The 18,172-nt window shown below is 46.2% G+C and carries 19 protein-coding genes; 11 read left to right on the top strand and 8 right to left on the bottom strand.

The window, feature by feature from the left end; all coding sequences use genetic code 11:
* Positions 1-2: 2 nt before the first annotated feature.
* Both agaR (AACR11_RS25675) and agaR (AACR11_RS25680) read right to left on the bottom strand, forming a co-directional pair.
* On the bottom strand, positions 3-779 hold the full coding sequence (agaR, locus tag AACR11_RS25675; protein WP_005448941.1) for a transcriptional repressor AgaR: 777 nt from the start codon (positions 777-779) through the stop codon (positions 3-5).
* A 475-nt stretch (positions 780-1,254) separates the two neighbouring features.
* Positions 1,255-2,025, bottom strand: coding sequence for a transcriptional repressor AgaR (agaR, locus tag AACR11_RS25680; RefSeq protein WP_029790543.1), 771 nt, complete (start codon positions 2,023-2,025; stop codon positions 1,255-1,257).
* 235 nt (positions 2,026-2,260) lie between these two features.
* Between agaR (AACR11_RS25680) and AACR11_RS25685 the strand changes: the two genes are divergently transcribed.
* From AACR11_RS25685 to AACR11_RS25715, 7 genes are all read left to right on the top strand, one after another.
* The gene (locus AACR11_RS25685) at positions 2,261-2,506 is read left to right on the top strand and encodes a DUF3297 family protein (protein ID WP_005448935.1); all 246 of its coding nucleotides are present in this window, start codon (positions 2,261-2,263) and stop codon (positions 2,504-2,506) included.
* Positions 2,507-2,731: 225 nt separating this feature from the next.
* Positions 2,732-3,442, top strand: a complete 711-nt coding sequence (locus AACR11_RS25690; protein WP_029790542.1) for an ABC transporter ATP-binding protein — start codon at positions 2,732-2,734, stop codon at positions 3,440-3,442.
* The gene (locus AACR11_RS25695; protein WP_079325246.1) at positions 3,429-5,954 is read left to right on the top strand and encodes an ABC transporter permease; all 2,526 of its coding nucleotides are present in this window, start codon (positions 3,429-3,431) and stop codon (positions 5,952-5,954) included. The genes AACR11_RS25690 and AACR11_RS25695 overlap by 14 nt, the downstream gene beginning before the upstream one ends.
* Positions 5,954-7,084 carry a lipocalin-like domain-containing protein gene (locus tag AACR11_RS25700; protein WP_029790540.1) on the top strand — a complete coding sequence of 377 codons (1,131 nt, stop codon included), beginning with the start codon at positions 5,954-5,956 and terminating at the stop codon, positions 7,082-7,084. Before AACR11_RS25695 ends, AACR11_RS25700 begins: the two co-directional genes overlap by 1 nt.
* Before the next feature lie 82 nt (positions 7,085-7,166).
* Complete coding sequence (locus tag AACR11_RS25705) at positions 7,167-8,018, top strand: helix-turn-helix domain-containing protein (protein ID WP_017189758.1); 852 nt, start codon at positions 7,167-7,169, stop codon at positions 8,016-8,018.
* An 86-nt stretch (positions 8,019-8,104) separates the two neighbouring features.
* The gene (locus AACR11_RS25710; RefSeq protein ID WP_061066048.1) at positions 8,105-9,457 is read left to right on the top strand and encodes an MATE family efflux transporter; all 1,353 of its coding nucleotides are present in this window, start codon (positions 8,105-8,107) and stop codon (positions 9,455-9,457) included.
* 66 nt (positions 9,458-9,523) lie between these two features.
* On the top strand, positions 9,524-9,790 hold the full coding sequence (locus tag AACR11_RS25715) for a DUF2999 family protein (RefSeq protein WP_005448923.1): 267 nt from the start codon (positions 9,524-9,526) through the stop codon (positions 9,788-9,790).
* Between the two features lie 189 nt (positions 9,791-9,979).
* On the opposite strand, the gene AACR11_RS25720 is transcribed toward AACR11_RS25715, so the two are convergent.
* The 3 genes from AACR11_RS25720 to AACR11_RS25730 all read right to left on the bottom strand — a co-directional run bounded on the left by AACR11_RS25720 (position 9,980) and on the right by AACR11_RS25730 (position 12,756).
* Positions 9,980-10,801: a hypothetical protein gene (locus AACR11_RS25720; RefSeq protein WP_029790537.1), complete on the bottom strand. Its 822-nt coding sequence runs from the start codon at positions 10,799-10,801 to the stop codon at positions 9,980-9,982.
* A 108-nt stretch (positions 10,802-10,909) separates the two neighbouring features.
* On the bottom strand, positions 10,910-11,392 hold the full coding sequence (locus AACR11_RS25725; RefSeq protein ID WP_009696589.1) for a methylated-DNA--[protein]-cysteine S-methyltransferase: 483 nt from the start codon (positions 11,390-11,392) through the stop codon (positions 10,910-10,912).
* Positions 11,389-12,756: a DNA-3-methyladenine glycosylase 2 family protein gene (locus tag AACR11_RS25730; RefSeq protein ID WP_029790535.1), complete on the bottom strand. Its 1,368-nt coding sequence runs from the start codon at positions 12,754-12,756 to the stop codon at positions 11,389-11,391. Before AACR11_RS25730 ends, AACR11_RS25725 begins: the two co-directional genes overlap by 4 nt.
* A gap of 203 nt (positions 12,757-12,959) precedes the next feature.
* Here AACR11_RS25730 and AACR11_RS25735 point away from each other — a divergent pair, with 203 nt between their 5' ends.
* Together AACR11_RS25735 and AACR11_RS25740 are read left to right on the top strand one after the other, a co-directional pair.
* The gene (locus AACR11_RS25735) at positions 12,960-13,163 is read left to right on the top strand and encodes a hypothetical protein (protein WP_009706735.1); all 204 of its coding nucleotides are present in this window, start codon (positions 12,960-12,962) and stop codon (positions 13,161-13,163) included.
* Between the two features lie 347 nt (positions 13,164-13,510).
* Positions 13,511-13,954 carry a DoxX family protein gene (locus AACR11_RS25740; protein WP_029790534.1) on the top strand — a complete coding sequence of 148 codons (444 nt, stop codon included), beginning with the start codon at positions 13,511-13,513 and terminating at the stop codon, positions 13,952-13,954.
* 159 nt (positions 13,955-14,113) lie between these two features.
* Here the strand turns inward: AACR11_RS25740 and AACR11_RS25745 are convergent, their stop codons facing one another.
* Positions 14,114-15,007, bottom strand: coding sequence for a LysR family transcriptional regulator (locus tag AACR11_RS25745; RefSeq protein WP_029790533.1), 894 nt, complete (start codon positions 15,005-15,007; stop codon positions 14,114-14,116).
* A gap of 148 nt (positions 15,008-15,155) precedes the next feature.
* On the opposite strand from AACR11_RS25745, the gene AACR11_RS25750 reads away from it, so the two are divergent.
* Positions 15,156-15,509, top strand: a complete 354-nt coding sequence (locus tag AACR11_RS25750; protein ID WP_009696586.1) for a DUF413 domain-containing protein — start codon at positions 15,156-15,158, stop codon at positions 15,507-15,509.
* Positions 15,510-15,655: 146 nt separating this feature from the next.
* On the opposite strand, the gene AACR11_RS25755 is transcribed toward AACR11_RS25750, so the two are convergent.
* A complete protein-coding gene (locus AACR11_RS25755) occupies positions 15,656-15,907 on the bottom strand; it encodes a DUF3081 domain-containing protein (protein ID WP_009706732.1) in 252 nt (83 codons plus the stop codon).
* Positions 15,908-16,282: 375 nt separating this feature from the next.
* Here AACR11_RS25755 and nagB point away from each other — a divergent pair, with 375 nt between their 5' ends.
* Positions 16,283-17,083, top strand: coding sequence for a glucosamine-6-phosphate deaminase (gene nagB, locus AACR11_RS25760; protein WP_005448902.1), 801 nt, complete (start codon positions 16,283-16,285; stop codon positions 17,081-17,083).
* A 118-nt stretch (positions 17,084-17,201) separates the two neighbouring features.
* Here nagB and AACR11_RS25765 read toward each other — a convergent pair whose 3' ends face one another.
* Complete coding sequence (locus tag AACR11_RS25765) at positions 17,202-18,068, bottom strand: glycerol kinase (protein WP_029790532.1); 867 nt, start codon at positions 18,066-18,068, stop codon at positions 17,202-17,204.
* Positions 18,069-18,172 lie beyond the last annotated feature (104 nt).

Raw genomic sequence — 18,172 nt, forward strand, 5'->3', positions numbered from 1 at the left:
TCCTAGTTAACGATTTGATCCGCAATAACGACATCTACGCCAAGTTCAATAAGGGATTGGTGCGTGTTATGGGGAATGTTGCGATCAGTGACCAAGACGTCGATCTGGCTTGCAGCTCGGATCATGCAAAAGCTTTTGCGACCAAATTTGCTTGAATCGGTGACAGCAATGACTTGGCGAGCAACCTCACACATGGCGCGATTCACCTGAGCTTCTTGATTGTCCGGCGTAGTCACGCCAGCAAGCAGGTCGAATCCATCCACGCCCAAAAACAGCTTGTCAAAAAGGTAAGATCGAATTTGTTGTTCACCATGGTTACCTATCAGTGAACAAGAAGCGCGACGGAGGCTACCTCCAACCACATGTAACTCGACGTTTTCCATCTTGCTAAGTTGGTAGGCGGTATTGAGGGCGTTGGTCATCACAACCAATTGCTGTTTATTGACCAAGTACTGCGGCATAAGACCTATCGTGGTACCGGAATCCAAAATGATCGCTTCGCCATCTTGAATAAGGCTCGCAGCAGCCTGTGCTATCGCTTGTTTCGCACTGCGATTAAGTTGATCTTTGCGGTAGAGCGGTTGGTCAAAGGCAAAGTTAGGGTTGAGTGTTGCGCCACCATAACAGCGAAAAACACAGCCTTCTTTTTCTAGAAGATTGAGATCGTGGCGAATGGTGACAGCCGATACATTGTAATGCTCGACAAAGTCGTCCACTTTTCCTGAACCATGACGACAAATATGAGCCATGATTTGCTGTCTTCGTTCTGCACTGTTCATTCACCAACTCTCCTTTCGTTCCATTTCGCTTTCCGTTAGAAATGTTTCGATTTTCTTTTCGTTGGTATTAAAACAGGGCGAAGTTAGGAAAAGTGAAAGCTAGATCACAGTCATTTTTCTTTCGTTTTCACCCCAAAAAACCTTTCACTTCATGAAAAACGAAAGGCTTTTCTTTCGTTATTAAATTGAAAGTAATCACAAAGGGGCGCATAAAAACTCACTTTCGATACAAGGAAAGTGAAAGGTAGGATGAAATAGAGTTAACAGCTGTCGTTTCGAACTACAGCCTGCGCAAGATCACAAAATGCAATATCGGCTATTTTTTTGAAGGTCGATGAAGTCGTTAGAAGGCGTTTTTTTGATGCTGAAGTTGCACAAAGGTTTAAGTCGATCAGAAATAATCTTCACGATATTGATAGAAAAACCAATATCACTAATCACTAATCACTAATCACTAATCACTAATCACTAATCACTAATCAACAATACGTACATCAACGCCCATTGAAGTGAGATGTTCAAAGTAATCGGACGGGATGCCACTGTCAGTAATGAGCATATCAAGTTGCTCTGGTCGGGCAATAAGGCAAAAACTCTGACGAGAAAACTTTGATGAGTCGGTTACGGCAATAACGACTTGTGCCGCGTCAAGCATTCTTCGATTAATGTCAGCCTCACCCTGATGAGGAGTCGTGACGCCAGTAGATTTGTCAAAGCCATCCACACCTAAAAAGAGCTTGTTAAAGCGATAGCCTGCGAGGAAGTCCTCACCACTCAAACCGTGGACGGAATAAGAATTCTCACGCATGGTGCCTCCAGTGACCATAACAGAGACATTACTTTGATTGGCAAGGTGATAGGCGATGTTAATCCCATTAGTCATGACGACAAGATCATTCTTACCTTTCAAGTGATAAGCAATTTGCTCTGTGGTTGAACCAGAGTCGAGAATGATTTTATCGCCGTCCGCAATCAACGAGGCAGCATACTCTCCGAGCTTCGCCTTGGTATTACTGTTGAGCTGCTTTTTATCATTGAGAGGACGTTCAAACGCAAACTGATTATTCAACAGTGCTCCGCCATAACAACGTTTGACGCAGCCTTGTTTCTCTAGATAGTTGAGGTCATTTCGAATGGTCACTTCTGACACATCATATTGCTTGGCAAAGTCACTCACTTCACCTCGCTGGGCGTTCTGGATGAACCGCAAAATCTCTTTGCGCCTTAATGATGCGTTTAATTTCATAAAAGTTGATCACCGATAATAAGCTATAGATATAATGGTAGGTACTCGTATCTGTTTATAATGCAACCTTTCTTTAATGCTATCAAATTGAAATCGAGAGCGTATTCACGCCAAAAAAGACGATAGCATGACTGTGAGTGTTATACGCTTCAAACTCACATCAACATTTCTTGAACACTCGCCTTGCACTGACTACAATGGCGCACTTTTTTTACGGACTTCAAGGTCACACAAAATGACAGATACAGCTAAACCAGCTCTACCAGATCGCCTAGCGGGTAACCCACGTAGCCCATTCTTCATCAAAGAATGTTTCGATCACCAAATCGGTATCCGTTTTAACGGCAAAGAGCGTACTGACGTAGAAGAATACTGCATCAGCGAAGGTTGGGTAAAAATTGCTTCTCCTAAAGCAAAAGACCGTTTCGGTAACCCAATGCTTATCAAACTTAAAGGCGAAGTTGAAGCGTACTACGTGTAAGCTGACCACGCTAAATTTCTTTGAAAGCTCGAGTCTGACTCGGGCTTTTTTAATGCCTGCCATATCTCCTCCTCGTTTAATCTAATCCCTCTTCTTTTCAGTACAAGTTATTAAGAAATCGATGTAAATCGCTGTTTTTATCTTATTGTTGTCTAAAGTTTCTATAGAACTTACTGTAATAACCATTGCCAAAAGAAACGACACCTTTGAACACAAGGAGAGGAAATGGAAAGCCCACTTGTCACACTTAAACATGCGAGTAAAAGCTTTGTCGATGGTAAAGAGACACATCGCGTGTTGGAAGGCGTCGACTTTACGTTGAACACAGGAGCGAGTGTTGCGCTGACGGGCGCCAGTGGTAGCGGCAAAAGTACCCTACTCAATATCATCGCTGGCTTTGAGCCGCTTTCCGAAGGTGAGTTGTGGTTAGATGGCGATAACACGACGGCTTGGAAAGCCCCACAATGGAGCCGATTTCGACACCAAAAGCTCGGTGTTATCTTCCAGCAATTCAATCTGTTAACGCCGCTCAACGTGCAGCAAAACATCGCCTTCCCTCTGCATTTGAATCAACAGAAATGGAACGACTGGTGCGATTACTTGGTCGAGACTCTGGGCATCAGCCAACTGCTCGATAGACATGTTTCTGCCCTTTCTGGTGGTCAACAACAACGAGTTGCGATTGCGCGCGCATTAGCCCACAAACCTAAACTGCTGCTTGCTGATGAACCCACAGGTAACCTCGACCAAAAAGCCGGCTTGGAAGTGATGAAACTACTGAGTGAAATCACCACCCAAGGCAATACGGCAGTGCTGTTAGTCACCCACAGTCCTGACTGCGCTGAGTTTATGAAAACACGGCTGCGATTGGATAATAATCAGCTACAGAACAGTCATCAAGTAAACAAACATGAGCTTCACCATGAAGCAAGTTAAGCTCCAAAACACCAGATTCACGCATACTCGACTCGCCCTGAATCTGTTTGCGGCGCACTATCGGCAGGCACCACTGCAAGCCGCTGCGATTCTGATCGGTATCGTGTTGGCTGTGACCTTGTTTGTTGCGGTACAAGCCATCAACCTCAATGCCAAGCGCAGTTATGCAGAGTCTACCGAGCAGCTTAGCGCACAAGCTCAGAACTTAATTATTCCACCAGCAGGGCAAAACTATCTGCCTGAATCGCTCTACTTCACCCTTAGACAAAACGGGCTCAGTGCAGCACTACCTGTAATCGAAGGGCGAGTGAGAGATGAACAAGGGCGTCGCTGGTCAGTACAAGGCAGCGAGTTGATTGCCGCTATCTCTTCACGTTCTCGGTATTCTGCAAACGGAAAGTCAGCAGAAAACCAACAGAACGTCTCTTTGTTCGACAGTGCTTTACCTTTGCCTGAGCTTTTAGCCGGCAAGCCAATCGTGATGATGAGTCAATCTCAACATCAAAACTTAGGAGAGGTAGAAACCCTAACTCTGGACGACATTCCAACCCAAGTGGTGGTGCTACCCGACGAATGGCAGTTAGGTAGCCGAATGTTGATGGACATTGGTTTTGCCCAGCAACTGCTCAATAAACAAGGACAGCTCAGTTACATTGCGGTTTTCCATTCGGGTGATAAAGGGAATAAAGACACGCAAGCAAATTGGCAGAAGCTGATTGGCGATCAAGGGCAATGGATTTCCAACAATCAAAGCACAGACCTTGGCTCGCTGACCGACAGCTTTCACCTCAATCTCACAGCAATGAGCTTACTTGCCTTTTTAGTCGGGCTGTTCATTGCCTACAACGGCGTAAAATACAGCTTGCTGAAACGCAATCGTCTGTTAGTACAAATCCAACAGGCAGGTGTTGCGCCGAGCATTGTGTTCTCTGCGCTGTTGGTTGAACTCACTATTCTCGTTACCATCGGTGCTTCGCTGGGTTTTGTATTGGGCATGCAGCTCAGCCATTGGTTGCATCCGACCGTAGCACTGACTCTAGAACAACTTTATGGTGCGACACTGCTGCCCGGCACTTGGCAATGGCAATGGTGGGCGCAAGCCCTGCTGCTCACATTAGCCGCCACCCTATTAGCATGTTGGCAGCATTTTAAACAACGAGTGCGCCAGCCGCTTTCCTCTCATGGCGGATTTTATCAAGCACCTGAAGCCTCTAACGAAAACCAATTGTTCTTGATAGGTGCTGCGTTGACGGCTCTCGCACTTGCAGGGTTATGGCTGAGTGGGCATCACCGCTTCACTATGGCGTGGCTCGGCGTGCTTGTAGTGTCGATTCCTTTGTACTTGCCCAAAACACTCAGCGTATTAGCCAATTGGTGTGAAAAGCGCACCACTTCTGGTTTGATGCAGTATCTGTTTGCTGAGTTGCGCGAGCTGATTTCTCCGCTTTCTCTCGCCATGATGGCACTGCTGCTCGCCGTTACTGCCAATATGGGGATGAACACCTTAGTGGGCAGCTTTGAATCCACCCTAAAACAGTGGTTAGAACAAAGGTTGCACGCCGATATTTACGTCAGCCCTGCCCAAGGGGAAATCGCAGATGTAGAGCGCGCATTAGGACAGTTCGACAAGGTTGAGACCGTCTACAAGCAATACTACGTCGACGATAACCTGCAAGGCTTACCGATTTTGCTTGGTACCAAAGACAAAGACACCTTAGAGCAAACCATGGTGTTCAAATCGCATTTGGAGAACTTCTGGTCACGTTTTTACCAAGGTGAATTAGTCGCCATCAGTGAACCAACCGCGGTCAAACTGGGTTTATCACTGGGTAGCGAGATCACGCTTGATGCCGTTCCAAGTAAGAACCTGCTTGTGGGGGCGATATTTCACGATTACGGTTCACCCAATGGTGAAGTGTTATTGGCACCCAAATTATGGCAAGAGAGTGGCTTTACCGACCTGCCAACAAGCCTTGGCATTAAAGTATCTAGTGACCCACAAATCGTATACGACCAACTGCGCGAGCAACTGAATCTGCATCCAAGTCAGCTCTACGATCAGGCGCAAATCAAATCCATCGCGTTGGATATTTTCTCGCAGACCTTCGCCATTACACGCGCACTCAACGGCGTGACGTTGATGGTCGCAGTGATTGGCTTGTTCAGTGCTTGTTTTATGTTACTCGACGCGCGCAAAGCCGCCATTGCAAGGCTGTATGCACTTGGCGTCAGCCGTCGTAAATTAATGACCATGGTAGTCGGACAGATCGTTGCTTTGGTCAGTTTTACTCTGGTTATCGCCCTGCCCCTCGGTGCGATGGTGGGTTACGTGCTGACAGACATCGTCACCTTGCGCGCTTTTGGTTGGAGCTTAAATTATCTGTGGAATTGGAGTGATGCCCTCAGCATTGCGGCGATCACCATCTTGGTGGCAGTGATTGCGACCTTGATTCCGCTGTGGCGATTAGTCAGCAAGCCTGTCGTGTCCAGTTTGCAAAGCGAGGTGTTGTGATGGTTCGATTAGCAAGCAAACTTACTCTGTTCATAGGTAGTCTGTTCCTATTTGGATGTGAAGATCCCCAACAAAAAAATATGAGCACACAAAATATGGGCGCATTGCTGGGCAGTGGAGATACGCAAAGTGAGAGCAACCCATTCACACCCGTGGAAAAAGGGGTTGAACTCACCTTCCCAGCAGACCATCAAGCGCACCCGAATTTTCGTCATGAATGGTGGTACTTAACCGCTAACTTAATTGATGAAGACAGCAACCCACTTGGCGTCCAATGGACACAATTTCGCTTTGCTGCTGCGCCGCCACCGCCAAAGGGCGAAGATGACGTGAAGAAAACCGAATGGCAGACTCAGCAAATCTTCATGGCACACAGCGCGGTCACCACAACCGACAAACACTACGCCGATGAAAAATGGTCACGCGATCAAGCCTCTCTAGCCGGCGTCGACACTTCACCATTTCGGGTTTATCTCGATGATTGGCAGTGGACTTCTTCAACCACCGATCTCTTCCCTGCAACATTGAAGGCGAACTCGGAACAGTTTGGCTATTCGCTGACGCTTACCAGCAGCGCACCTTATCAAAAGCAAGGCGAGCAAGGTTACAGCACCAAAAGTGCCGATGGACAGGTGGCTTCGTATTACTACAGCCAACCATTTATTGATGTTTCCGGTGAAGTCACTATCGACGGCGAAATCCATCAAGTGTCGGGCAAAGGTTGGATAGACCGAGAGTGGAGCTCGCAATTCTTACTCGACTCACAACAAGGCTGGGACTGGTTTGCCCTAAGGTTGAGTGACGACACCAGCTTGGTGGTGTTCCAATTGCGAGATTCCAAAACCGGTCAAGCCAGTTACTCCAGCGCAAGGCTGATGCAGCAAGATGGTTCTGGCATCGCTATCCCACAAAAAGACATTCAGTTAGAGGCAACCAATCAAACAGAAATCCAAGGGCGAAAGTATCCAACCCAGTGGCAAGTGTCGATTCCTAAGCAGCAAATCGAGCTAACCGTTTCTGCACTCAACCCGAACGCGAAAATGCCGCTTTCAGTGCCTTATTGGGAAGGCCCGGTGCGTATTGATGGCTCTCATTCTGGGACTGGTTATATGGAACTCACCGGCTACTGAGGACAAAAATTTCCGTGCACAACCTTGGTTATTCGATTCATAATGATGAAATCCTCATCCCCAAGAGCTATTGAATGCCCTCATGAGCAATATGATTTCGCCAATTCGACAAGTGCGACTCATTTTAGGTGAACCATGTCGAGCGCTTGAATTTTCAGACATCCAAGAAGACCCATACATCGAGCCACATCGCCACGAGTACTGGGAGATTGTCTGGTGCTTGGATAATAGCGGAACGCAGAGCATCGATTTCGTCGAATACCAAAACCGCCTTGGTCGCTTATTTACCATTTCACCAGGGCAGGTTCACCATTCCGAGTTCATGGGTAAAAACATTCGCATGTTGATATTCCGTCCCGGCTTTGCTGAAACCAATCCACGCAGCACGCAGTTGGTGAATAGCGTATTTTCTACGATTGATCGACCGCCGTACCTCGATTGTAGCGAAGAGAGTTTTCCCTACCTAGAATCAATTTACACCCTAATCAAAGAAGAATGTGAAAGAGAGGATTGTGATTGGGATCTTGTCGAATCACTCATCAACAGCTTTCTACGCTATGCATTGCGCTTCGCTAAAACACCATCTCAAAAAGGTGAGCAGAAAGACGCTCGCATCGTACAGTTGACCGAATTAATTGAGCTGCATTATCGCGAACAAAAGAAATGCCAGTTCTACTCCGATGCCTTAGCTCTCACCAGCAAACGTCTAAACGAGTTAGTGAAAGCCGACAGAGGCAAGACGGTCACGCAACTGATTCATGACCGAATCATATTAGAAGCCAACCGAGAACTGGTGTTTTCGACGAAAACCGTCAAGACCATAGCATTTGAATTAGGCTTTGATGACCCTGCCTATTTCAGCCGCTTCTATCGAAAACAAAAAGGAGAAACACCAGCGGAATTTCGTCTACGATGTTTAGATAGTGCAATATAATGGGCGGATAATCCCTTTTCGCCACGCTTGAATGTACTGATAATACCCGAACATAAATCCACCACATTCGGGTATTTTTCTATTCCATGGCTATCAATCTAAAAACTGATCCCATTTCAAAATCCTTTTATCAGTACCTGTGGCCTGCTCTCACTGGCATGGTGATCAAATCTTTGTTCATCATGGGCGATGCGTTATTTATCGGTTTGGGTGTTGGTCCCGATGGACTTGGTGCTATTGCCTTAGTCATCCCACCGTTTTCGATTTTTACTGCCATCGCCATGATGGTTGGCATTGGTGGCGCCGCAAAAATGTCGATCGAAATTGGTAAAGGCAACTCCGAGTCCAGCCAGATGTGGTTTAGCCAATCCATGTTGATTACCACTTTGCTATCCACTATCACGGTGACGCTCGCTCTCATTTGGTTAGATGAATTGATTGCCTTGATGGGCGCTTCAGGCAACTTGGCTCAGCTTGCTCATGATTACCTTGTTGTACTGTTGCCGTTTTTTACTCTCTATTCCCTCGCTTGGGTACTGTCTTGCTTTGTGCGTAACGACACCAACCCCAAATTGGCAACCTATGCCATGTCGATTGGTGCCATTACTAATCTTGCATTTGATTACCTATTTATCATCGAGATGAACATGGGGATGAAAGGGGCGGCTTACGGCACCGCCATAGCTCAAGCTGTCATCGCACTGATTTTGTTGACTCACTTTGTGCAAAAGAAAGGCGCTTTGGTACTGAGCTTAAAAGGCATCGGATTCAGCAAAACCAAAGAGATTTTAAGCATCGGTACACCGACATTCTTTATCGAAGTCACGTCTGCAATGACCATTGTTTTGTTTAATTATGTCTTACTGACTCAATTTGGTGAGAGTCATATCATTGCCTACGGCTTGACTACGAACGTCGGTGTGTTCGCCCTCTTTGTCATGGTCGGCATCGCGCAAGCGTGTCAGCCAATCATCAGCTTTAACCACGGCGCAGCTCGCCCAGAGCGCATTGATGAGATCTTAAAACTAGGGTTAAAAACGGCAATTGGTAGCGGCACCGTCTTCCTAATGGGGATTTGGTTATTGGCGCCCATGATTGCATCGGTGTACTTAGGTAACAGCAACGACTTGATCCCACTTGCCGCGACTGCACTCACCTTCTACTTCTTCGGCGTGCCTTTGATGGGGTTAAACATGGTGATTGCTAATTTGTTCCAAGCCATTGCCAAACCAAAGCAAGCAACACTCATTTCATTGAGCCGAGGGTTTGTTTTTGTTGCGTTGGGTGTTTTGATACTGCCTAAGTTCTTCCCGCACAACGGTATTTGGGCAAGCATTCTCTTCGCAGAGTCTCTCACCGCGGTGATCAGCTTGAGCATGTTATTCAATTACCGGAAACGCGCGGTAGAACCAACAAATGCTTTCGCGAGCAGTTCTTAGTTCAACCAAACCCAGCCAAATGATAAACTCAGGTTCTATTTCATTCTGTGATTAAAAGGAAATGCGATGAACCCGATTATTGCGCTGTTGAAAGAGAACAATATCAGCGACGAACAAATCAACGAGATTTTTCAGACTCTGACCCAAAACCCTCTTGCGGCAATGGCAACAATCAGCCAGCTAGGTCTACCACAAGACAAACTACAAATGCTGATGGCGCAAGTGATGCAAAACCCAGTGCTAATCAAAGAAGCGGTGGATGAGTTGGGATTGGATTTCTCAAAAGTTGAAGAAGCAAAAGAGAAGCTTCAAAGCCAAAATCAAGGCAACTAATTCCTTGTATACCTAGGTCACCTCGGATGCTTAGTTAAGTGAAAATCACTTGATTTGAAACCTGCGTTTGAAGTCGCTTGGGCATAGTAGAAAACAGAAGGCAGTTAATCCCAATTGAGTGGGCTTAACTGCCTTTTTGTTATCAGGTTCAAGCCGTTATTTGCTACTTTCTATTCTCACGTATTCTAGCTACGCCAATGGTGAGTTCTCACAATACTTCTGGTCATCCGCAGTCAGTTTTTGCTTACTCGCTTGGCTTAAGTGATAGTGCACCAACATCAACAAATCATGCGCGTAGAAAAGCTCAAAAGCGTCCTCTCCATTTTGTCGACAGATTGCTTCACAGCGATCAGCGTGCACTTTGGCTTTGAGTGGGTTTCCTGCTTTGAGCAAACTCATGGCTAAGCGATATTCTGCGCGCTCTTCTTGCATCCAACCTCCCGCTACCTTCCAATACTCCAGCGCCAATGTAGCAGCCTCTAGCATGTGTTCTACTTGCACCTCAGAGCGGGTTTCAAGCTCTTCATATTGGCAGGCAAGGTTGTTACCCGTAATGGCAATTGAACGCGCTAAAGGCTCGGCAGCTTGATCTGAATCTATACCGTTGGCAGCTTTTGCTAACCACGTGCTCGCTTGCTCTAGTTCATTCATTGCTGACAGCTCGTTAGCAATTTGAGCAAACACGCGACGCTGATCGACATCATCTAGATCCGTAATCGGGTCTGTATTTTGATCAACGAAGTACTGTGCAACGGCTTTGGCTCTCTGACGCGCTAGACACTGAGTCGCTACGCCATTTTCGAGCTTATCTAAACTGGAGAGAAACTGGCTTGGGTCGTGCAGATGACCAATGGATGTGTGCAACATCAAGGGTAAGATGCGCTCAGCATGGTTAGTGTCTTCCACCTCGCTAAGCGCTTGTTCTAATTGATTGTATGTTTGTTGTGGCTGCGCTTCATGTTGCTGCCAGCTTTGGTTTATGAATGCATCAAAATCCGTATTGAAAGACATATCCTTATTATCCTTTTTCATTGCTCTGGATTGTTTATTAGCACAACAACCCTACACAAAATTTAGCCAAATAAGATAAACCTTGCCGGATTCTGAGAATGGTCTCACTTAAAGTGGCGTGCCCTTCTCCAATGCGAGTAATCGTTGCTTTCGCTCTACCCCGCCTGCATAGCCCGTAAGCTTGCCACTTTTGCCGATCACACGATGGCACGGCACCACAATCGAGATTGGATTTTTACCATTCGCCAGCCCCACCGCACGTACCGCTTTCGGATTACCGATGGCATTTGCCAAGTCTTGGTAGCTCCATGTCTCACCGTAAGGAATAGTCGTTAGCGCATCCCAAACTTGAGTTTGGAAAGCCGTACCTGTCGCTGCAAGGGGCAAGTCGAATTCGTTACGCAGCCCAGCAAAGTATTCTTCCAATTGAGTAACAGTCTGGCTGAGCACTGCATGTTGATCATCACGCTCACCCAACTCGTCTGGTTTGGTGGTACACGTTTCAAACCAAATTCCCAGCAAACCTTGATCGTTAGCTTGAATGGTCACAGCGCCTAACGGACTTGGCATTACCGTATAAAGTGATTTCATGATTGATTCCATAAGTGAAAAGTCGCGTAACTGCCCCAAGGCGACGCAGTATGAGCATTCAATGACGGATAGTTTGGCATGGCTTTCTTCACCACCAAGTCTTTATCTAAAAAACAATCGGGCTGAGACTGACCACGCAGTTGCGCATAGCTCACCGTCCACGGACCAATGCCCTTTAATTCCAGCCATTGCTGCGGATCGGCTTCTGGGTTTTGCTGCATGTACTGAGCAAATCGCACGAGTGTGTCTTTACGGCTTTGCGGCATACGCAAGAAGCTAACATCGGCATTCGCAATGGCTTCTGGCGTTGGAAAGTAGCGCGCTTGCTGATCGTTACTGAGCGTTTCTACCAACAAATTAAGTTGTCCGATAGCCGCTTTGACCGACACTTGCTGCCCCAACACAGCGCGTACACCGGCTTCCCACGCACTCCAGACGCCCGGAATGCGAATCCCTTGGGTTTTCACCAACCCTGGCGCGATGTAATTAAGGTGCTGCTCCACCGTGCAAATATCCGCATCAAGGTCGAACATGCGACGCACTCCAGACACCAAATTCTGCAATTTAGTGACGTCTTCAATATCGAACTCCATCTCAAGGTAACCGTCCCCTTGAGTGACCTTAAATCGTGCATGGCAATCATCAAGTAGAACATTGCGCTGGTAAGCATCTTGTGTGACTTGCTCCATTCCTTCAATCGCACGCAGACGGTAAAAGTCGAGCATGTGTTGCCAGTTCAAAGCTCCGCGATAAGGTAGCACGATTCGATTCGTCCCCACGCCATCAAACTCCTTTCTGCGCACTTGAGAAGGCGTTAGTTGAAGGATCTTTTGGAACGCATCATTGAAACGTCGAGTGCTGTTAAAACCCGCAGCAAAGCCAACTTCGGTGACTGACATCGAACTCGAATGCAAAAGCTGCTTGGCAAACATCAACTGCTGATACTGCGCATATTGCTTAGGTGACATCCCCAAATATTGCTCGAACAGCATGCGCAAGTAACGATCCGAGATCCCAAGACGATCGGAGAGATCTGCAAGGGACTGATGATGTAACTCACCTTGATCGATCATTTTGATCGCACGTTGGAATGTGGTTTCAACCCCTTTCCAAGCCCATGATCCTGGCGCACTATCCGGGCGACAACGCAAACACGGACGATAACCTGCCTTCAAAGCTTGCGTCTTGTCAGTGAAGTACTCGACGTTTTCCTCTTTGGGCAAATTGGCTGGGCAGATCGGGCGACAAAAGATCCCTGTGGTTTTCACCGCAATGTAAAAGCGCCCATCAAAACGGCTGTCACGTGCCATGCGTGCTTTTTGACATTGTTCGAAGGTCAACGATGTGTGTGGGTGGATGAGCATAGTGCTGTCCTTGCGTACACAGTGGGTGTTTAACGAGTGGGTAACTTGCTCGCCACTCGATCGGTATAACTTCATTGTAGAACGAGGAGTTACTGTAGATTAGCCATTTTCGGAACTCAATATTGAGAAATTTTGGCATTAGTAAATTTGTGCACTAAAGTTAGATCAGAACAACACAACAACGTCGGCTAAAGGGAATTGGCATGGACTTACATACGTGCGTGATTGTACTTAGAAATCACAAGGTTATTACCAGTAAATCAGTCGAGCACTCGATAGGGATTATCGAACGCGACTCTGATAACGAGATTTCAGAAATTCAAATCAATGCGACTGATGGTGTGAATATTCGCACTTATCACTACCATAGTGTGGAAGACTCGCTTGAAAGCTTAATGAATCTATAAAAACTCCTTTCTCCCTTGTTAATCGTAAAAGCAAAAGAGCACAGCCCCCTGTGTTCTTTTTTTGCCCGTAGTACACAGACGCCCTTCCAAGAGACCAACCAAAGTAAAGAATGTCATTCAAAATTTTACCAATTCCTTGATCAAAACCGGCACGTATGAGCACTAAAAACAAATACTTTTAACAATTTAAGTTAATGTATTTAAAAATAAAAAAACGTTCCATCGAATTTATCGAACGAGAACATCAAATTGCCCCAATTTTTTCTTTCTCTCCTCCTACCTACACTGGTTTCAACAGCAAGGGAGTCACCACTCCTCATCAGAAAAATTCGAGAAAGGATAAAGTCATGAAAGCACTACTACAGAAAATCACCACTTCAAACGCGGGTTACAGCGCACTCGCTCTTCGCATTCCAGTCGGCATCATCTTTATGGCGCACGGCGCACAAAAACTTTTTGGCTGGTTTGGCGGTTATGGTCTTGAAGGTACAGGTCAATGGATGGCATCGATTGGTTTAGGTCCAGGCATGCTGATGGCATTTTTAGCTGGCAGTGCAGAGTTTTTTGGCGGCTTGTTCATCTTGCTTGGTCTACTTACTCGCCCAGCAGCCGTGGCTTTAGCATTCACCATGGTGATCGCCATTTTCTCGGTTCACTTTGAAAACGGTTTGTTTATGTCGAATAACGGTTACGAGTTTGGTCTAGCACTGCTGGCAGCAAGCGTTTCTCTCGTTTTCTCTGGCGCAGGCAAAGCCGCATTGGATGAAACACTTCGTCAGAAACTGGCATAAACGGGAGCAAAAACGACCTTCACAGTGCCACAACTCTCGCTTCAAGAAGGCGACTTATTTATAAACATATCGGCATTTCCGGAAACCCATACAAAAAACCCCTTGGCATCACACCAAGGGGTTTTCGTTTAATTTTGCACTGGATCGCAAAAGCAGAAATTACTCGTCTGCAGGAATGTCCGCAATTTGTTGCAAGCTGTACGCCGTTAACGGGTCAATCTCTTTTACGATTTCTTCAACCTGCTTAATCGCTTCTACAGACGTGCTGGCTTTGCGATAGCTCAAATAGATAGGACGGTACCAATCTTCTACGCCAGACACCTTGTGGAGCTGCCCACTTGCAATAAACGGCTCTACCAGAGACGCTGGTAGGTATGCGCTGCCACCTTTCTCTAAAACGAAGTCTAACGCGATACGAGCGGTAGAAGTGCGAAGGTAAGGTGCTGGGATTTTCGGGTGACGTTCTGCGTGTTCTGAAGCGAAGCGCGTACCCCAATCAACGTAAACGTATTTCTTGTTAAACACCGTATCAAGAGAATCTTGTTCGGTAGACACCAGCACCAACACCACGTCAGCGACTTTCTTGCAGTTAAGCTCATCCGCTTTGATTTGATCGAAGGCGAATGCCATATCGAGGGTGCGCTCTAGTAAACCTCGACTGAGCATTTCACGTCCCATGACTTCCGCCATAAAACCGTAACCACCAAAGGAGTCTGTCACCACACTCAAACAGTTCTGCAGGTAGGCATCCCAAATGTTAGGCGTTCCCCCCATAGTAAGCTGCAACGCTTTACCATCTTCGAGGGATAATTCGAGTTTGGCTTGCTGCAAAGTGCTCACCATCACCTCGGCATAGCCTATTAAACGCTCACCTGCGGAGGTCAACTTTATGTTATTTCGATCACGAATAAACAACTGCGTATCGAAATAACTTTCGAGTTGTTTGATGCGTGCGCTCACTGCGGCTTGAGTAATGTACAAGTTCTCAGCAGCCCGTCCGAAGTGACGAACCTTTGCCAGCTCTAAAAATGTTCGAAAGACCTTTACATCCATAAACCATCTCCTGGTTAATATAAAACCAGATTAACAACTAATTAAAATCTTGACGACAAAAAAATTTTGTTTTTCTTTTGTTAGCTTTGCGCCTAATTTTCGCCGTAATTCATCACATTCATCAATAACGGTTACAGAGGCTGTTGATATGTCTGACACTGAATTTCGTCATGGCAAAAAACGTTTTTACGACAACGTAAAATTCCCACGCGGCTTTGCAAAGTCTGGCGATTTTACTCTTTCAGAAGAGGAAATCCTAACAATTTATGGGGATACTATGCTTGGCCTAGAGTCAGGCGAGTTGACACCTGAGAACAGCGAAGAGAAACACTTCGTAAAAGTTCTGGAAAACCCAGGCAAAGCGAAAACTAAGATCGAGCGCACTTGGTTAAAATACACACAATTAGCTCGTGGTCGCAAACGCTTCCACACGCTAAATGGTCGTAACAAACCAGAGGCGACAGATGACTACGCAGAAGAGAGCCTAGCAGAAGACGATTAACCGACTCTGCCAAGCCTTAATGCTTGGTTAATCCTCAGAGTGTTTCATTCTGTGGAGTTGCAAAAATTTTTCTTTTCCAAAAGCCCAGAGGTGTTTCACCAAAGGGCTTTTTCATTTTTTAGTAAACCTATTTATCCGGCGAGCACTCACTTCGCCAGCATGGCGACCTTCTTCAAGAAGCTGTCTTTAAGATGCTCTTGGTCATACTCCAACTGATAGGTGTTGTGGAAACCCACTTTAAGCTCCACGCCATTGCCTCTCAGAAACACGTTATAGCCGTCGTAATCAGAAAAGGCTTCTACCCCTTCATACATCTTGCCAAACTCGGTAGGCGTGCCGTTATTCATCACACATTCGTATGCTTGCAGCACTTTGGTTGCGTCTAAGTCGTTTTTCATTGCGATTCCCTCAGCAATAAACACACTTTAAGTATGGTTAAGGAAGAAACGCCGTGCCACACCATAGATTGCGTGAGATCATAACTTCGGCATTTTTCTTCCCTTTCTCCTACGCAACTCGGTTCAACTTGGCTCGCTCATTCAGCCAAAAAACTTTTTTTCAGTCATAAATTTTAAACGCTAATCAACTAGTCTAACGCACTCTATATAAGAGGGTAATCGCAAGAAGCAAACGTGAAAACTGTTGAGAAAAGCAACATTGGTTAAAGAAAAAGCAAAATTTTGACCTAAAACAATAGCAGATCGTCATTACTTATTTTATAATGCGAATTAATGTTTCAGGACATCTTAAATTCCAATAACTAGGGGCACAAAATGAGACTTATCCCGTTAGCTCAAGCAGCACAAGTAGGCAAGTGGGCAGCAGCACACATCGCTAAGCGCATCAACGACTTCAAACCAACTGCTGAGCGTCCGTTCGTTCTGGGTCTACCTACTGGTGGCACTCCTCTAGCAACTTACAAAGCATTGATCGAACTTTACCAAGCAGGTGAAGTGAGCTTCGAACACGTTGTGACTTTCAACATGGACGAGTACATCGGTATCCCTGCGGATCACCCAGAATCATACCGTTCATTCATGTACAACAACTTCTTCAACCACGTAAACATCCAAGAAGCGAACATCAACCTTCTTAACGGTAACGCGGAAGATCACGAAGCGGAATGCCAACGTTACGAAGACAAAATCAAGTCTTACGGCAAGATCAATCTATTCATGGGCGGCGTAGGTAACGACGGTCACATCGCATTCAACGAGCCAGCATCTTCTCTGTCTTCTCGCACTCGCATCAAGACACTAACTGAAGACACTCGTATCGCGAACTCTCGTTTCTTCGATGGCGACATCAACCAAGTTCCTAAGTACGCACTAACTATCGGTGTTGGCACTCTACTAGACGCTGAAGAAGTGATGATCCTAGTAACTGGTCACAACAAAGCACTTGCTCTACAAGCAGCGGTAGAAGGCAGCGTAAACCACCTATGGACGGTTTCTGCACTTCAACTACACCCTAAAGCAGTGATCGTTTGTGATGAGCCTTCACAACAAGAGCTTAAAGTGAAGACTGTTAAGTACTTCTCTGAGCTAGAAGCGGAAAACATCAAAGGTTTCTAATCCTTCGGGTAACAACCAAAGATAAACGCTGAATACACAAAACCCGTGAGTTATCACGGGTTTTTTCGTTTTTAGAGACTGAAAGGTTTGGGAATTTAAACAACCGCTAGCGGTGCGTCTAATAAGCTTGAATACCAAACTGGCGCAGACGTTTTGGCAATACCTCATCGAGTTTATCTAACTCACTCGGTTCGACCTCAATAAGGTTAAAGCTATGTTGCTCGTACACAGCACGAATCTTCTCTCGCTCCGCCTCTAACATCTCACCGGTGTCGCTACCCCAAAACTGAAGATAGACTTTGCCGCCTGGTAGGTAGAAATCGCTTGTCACGTCTTGGTCGATCGGCAGTTGACGCTCATAAGCGTGCACTACTCCTGCCAAATACAGCCAGTTATCGATCAGCAGTTCTCCTTTAGAACGAACATAATGCCCGTCTAAAGTGCGGTGCTTAGCTTCAAACTTCTGGCGAAAACTAGAAAACGACTTATCTGTGGAATGGGACTCGGCATCTTGTCCTAAAAACTCAATCACAGACTGCTTGAGTCGCTTGTTACGCAGCACTACGTCGTGCCACACAACAAAGGTATTCTGCGACTCTTTATCGGTTCTCTGCTGCCCACCAGCGCGGATTCCGGCTTCGGTTAAGCTCCAACCTTCTTCGGATTTACTGATCCAACCTAATTCACTTAACAGCTGGTTCATGCGCTTGGCATTGAGCTTAAGCTTCTCACCCAACTGGGTTGCGCTGTAGGTTTTGCCAGACGTCGCAGCAAGCTCGATGTGCAAGTTAGTCGGCCAAACAATGAACTGTCCAAATTTGGGATGATCGACATACTCACCACCAAACTTGGCGCCCTCTTCGGTCAAAATCCATTTCTCGTCTTGGCGAACGATGTAGCCAGCACGCTTCAGATCAGCAAACAACAGCTTGGCTTCTATCTGACGCATTTTTGCCAGCGCCGACGTCGATATTTTTTCAGACACGATTCATGCCTCCTGCTACTGTTTGAAATAAGGTAATGACTTGGATATTAACGCATTGATTTCATTGCTTGAAGTAAGAATAGTTGGGATTTTCTATCCACAAC

This window comes from Vibrio sp. L85 (assembly GCF_963871815.1).
Lineage (GTDB): Bacteria > Pseudomonadota > Gammaproteobacteria > Enterobacterales > Vibrionaceae > Vibrio > Vibrio harveyi.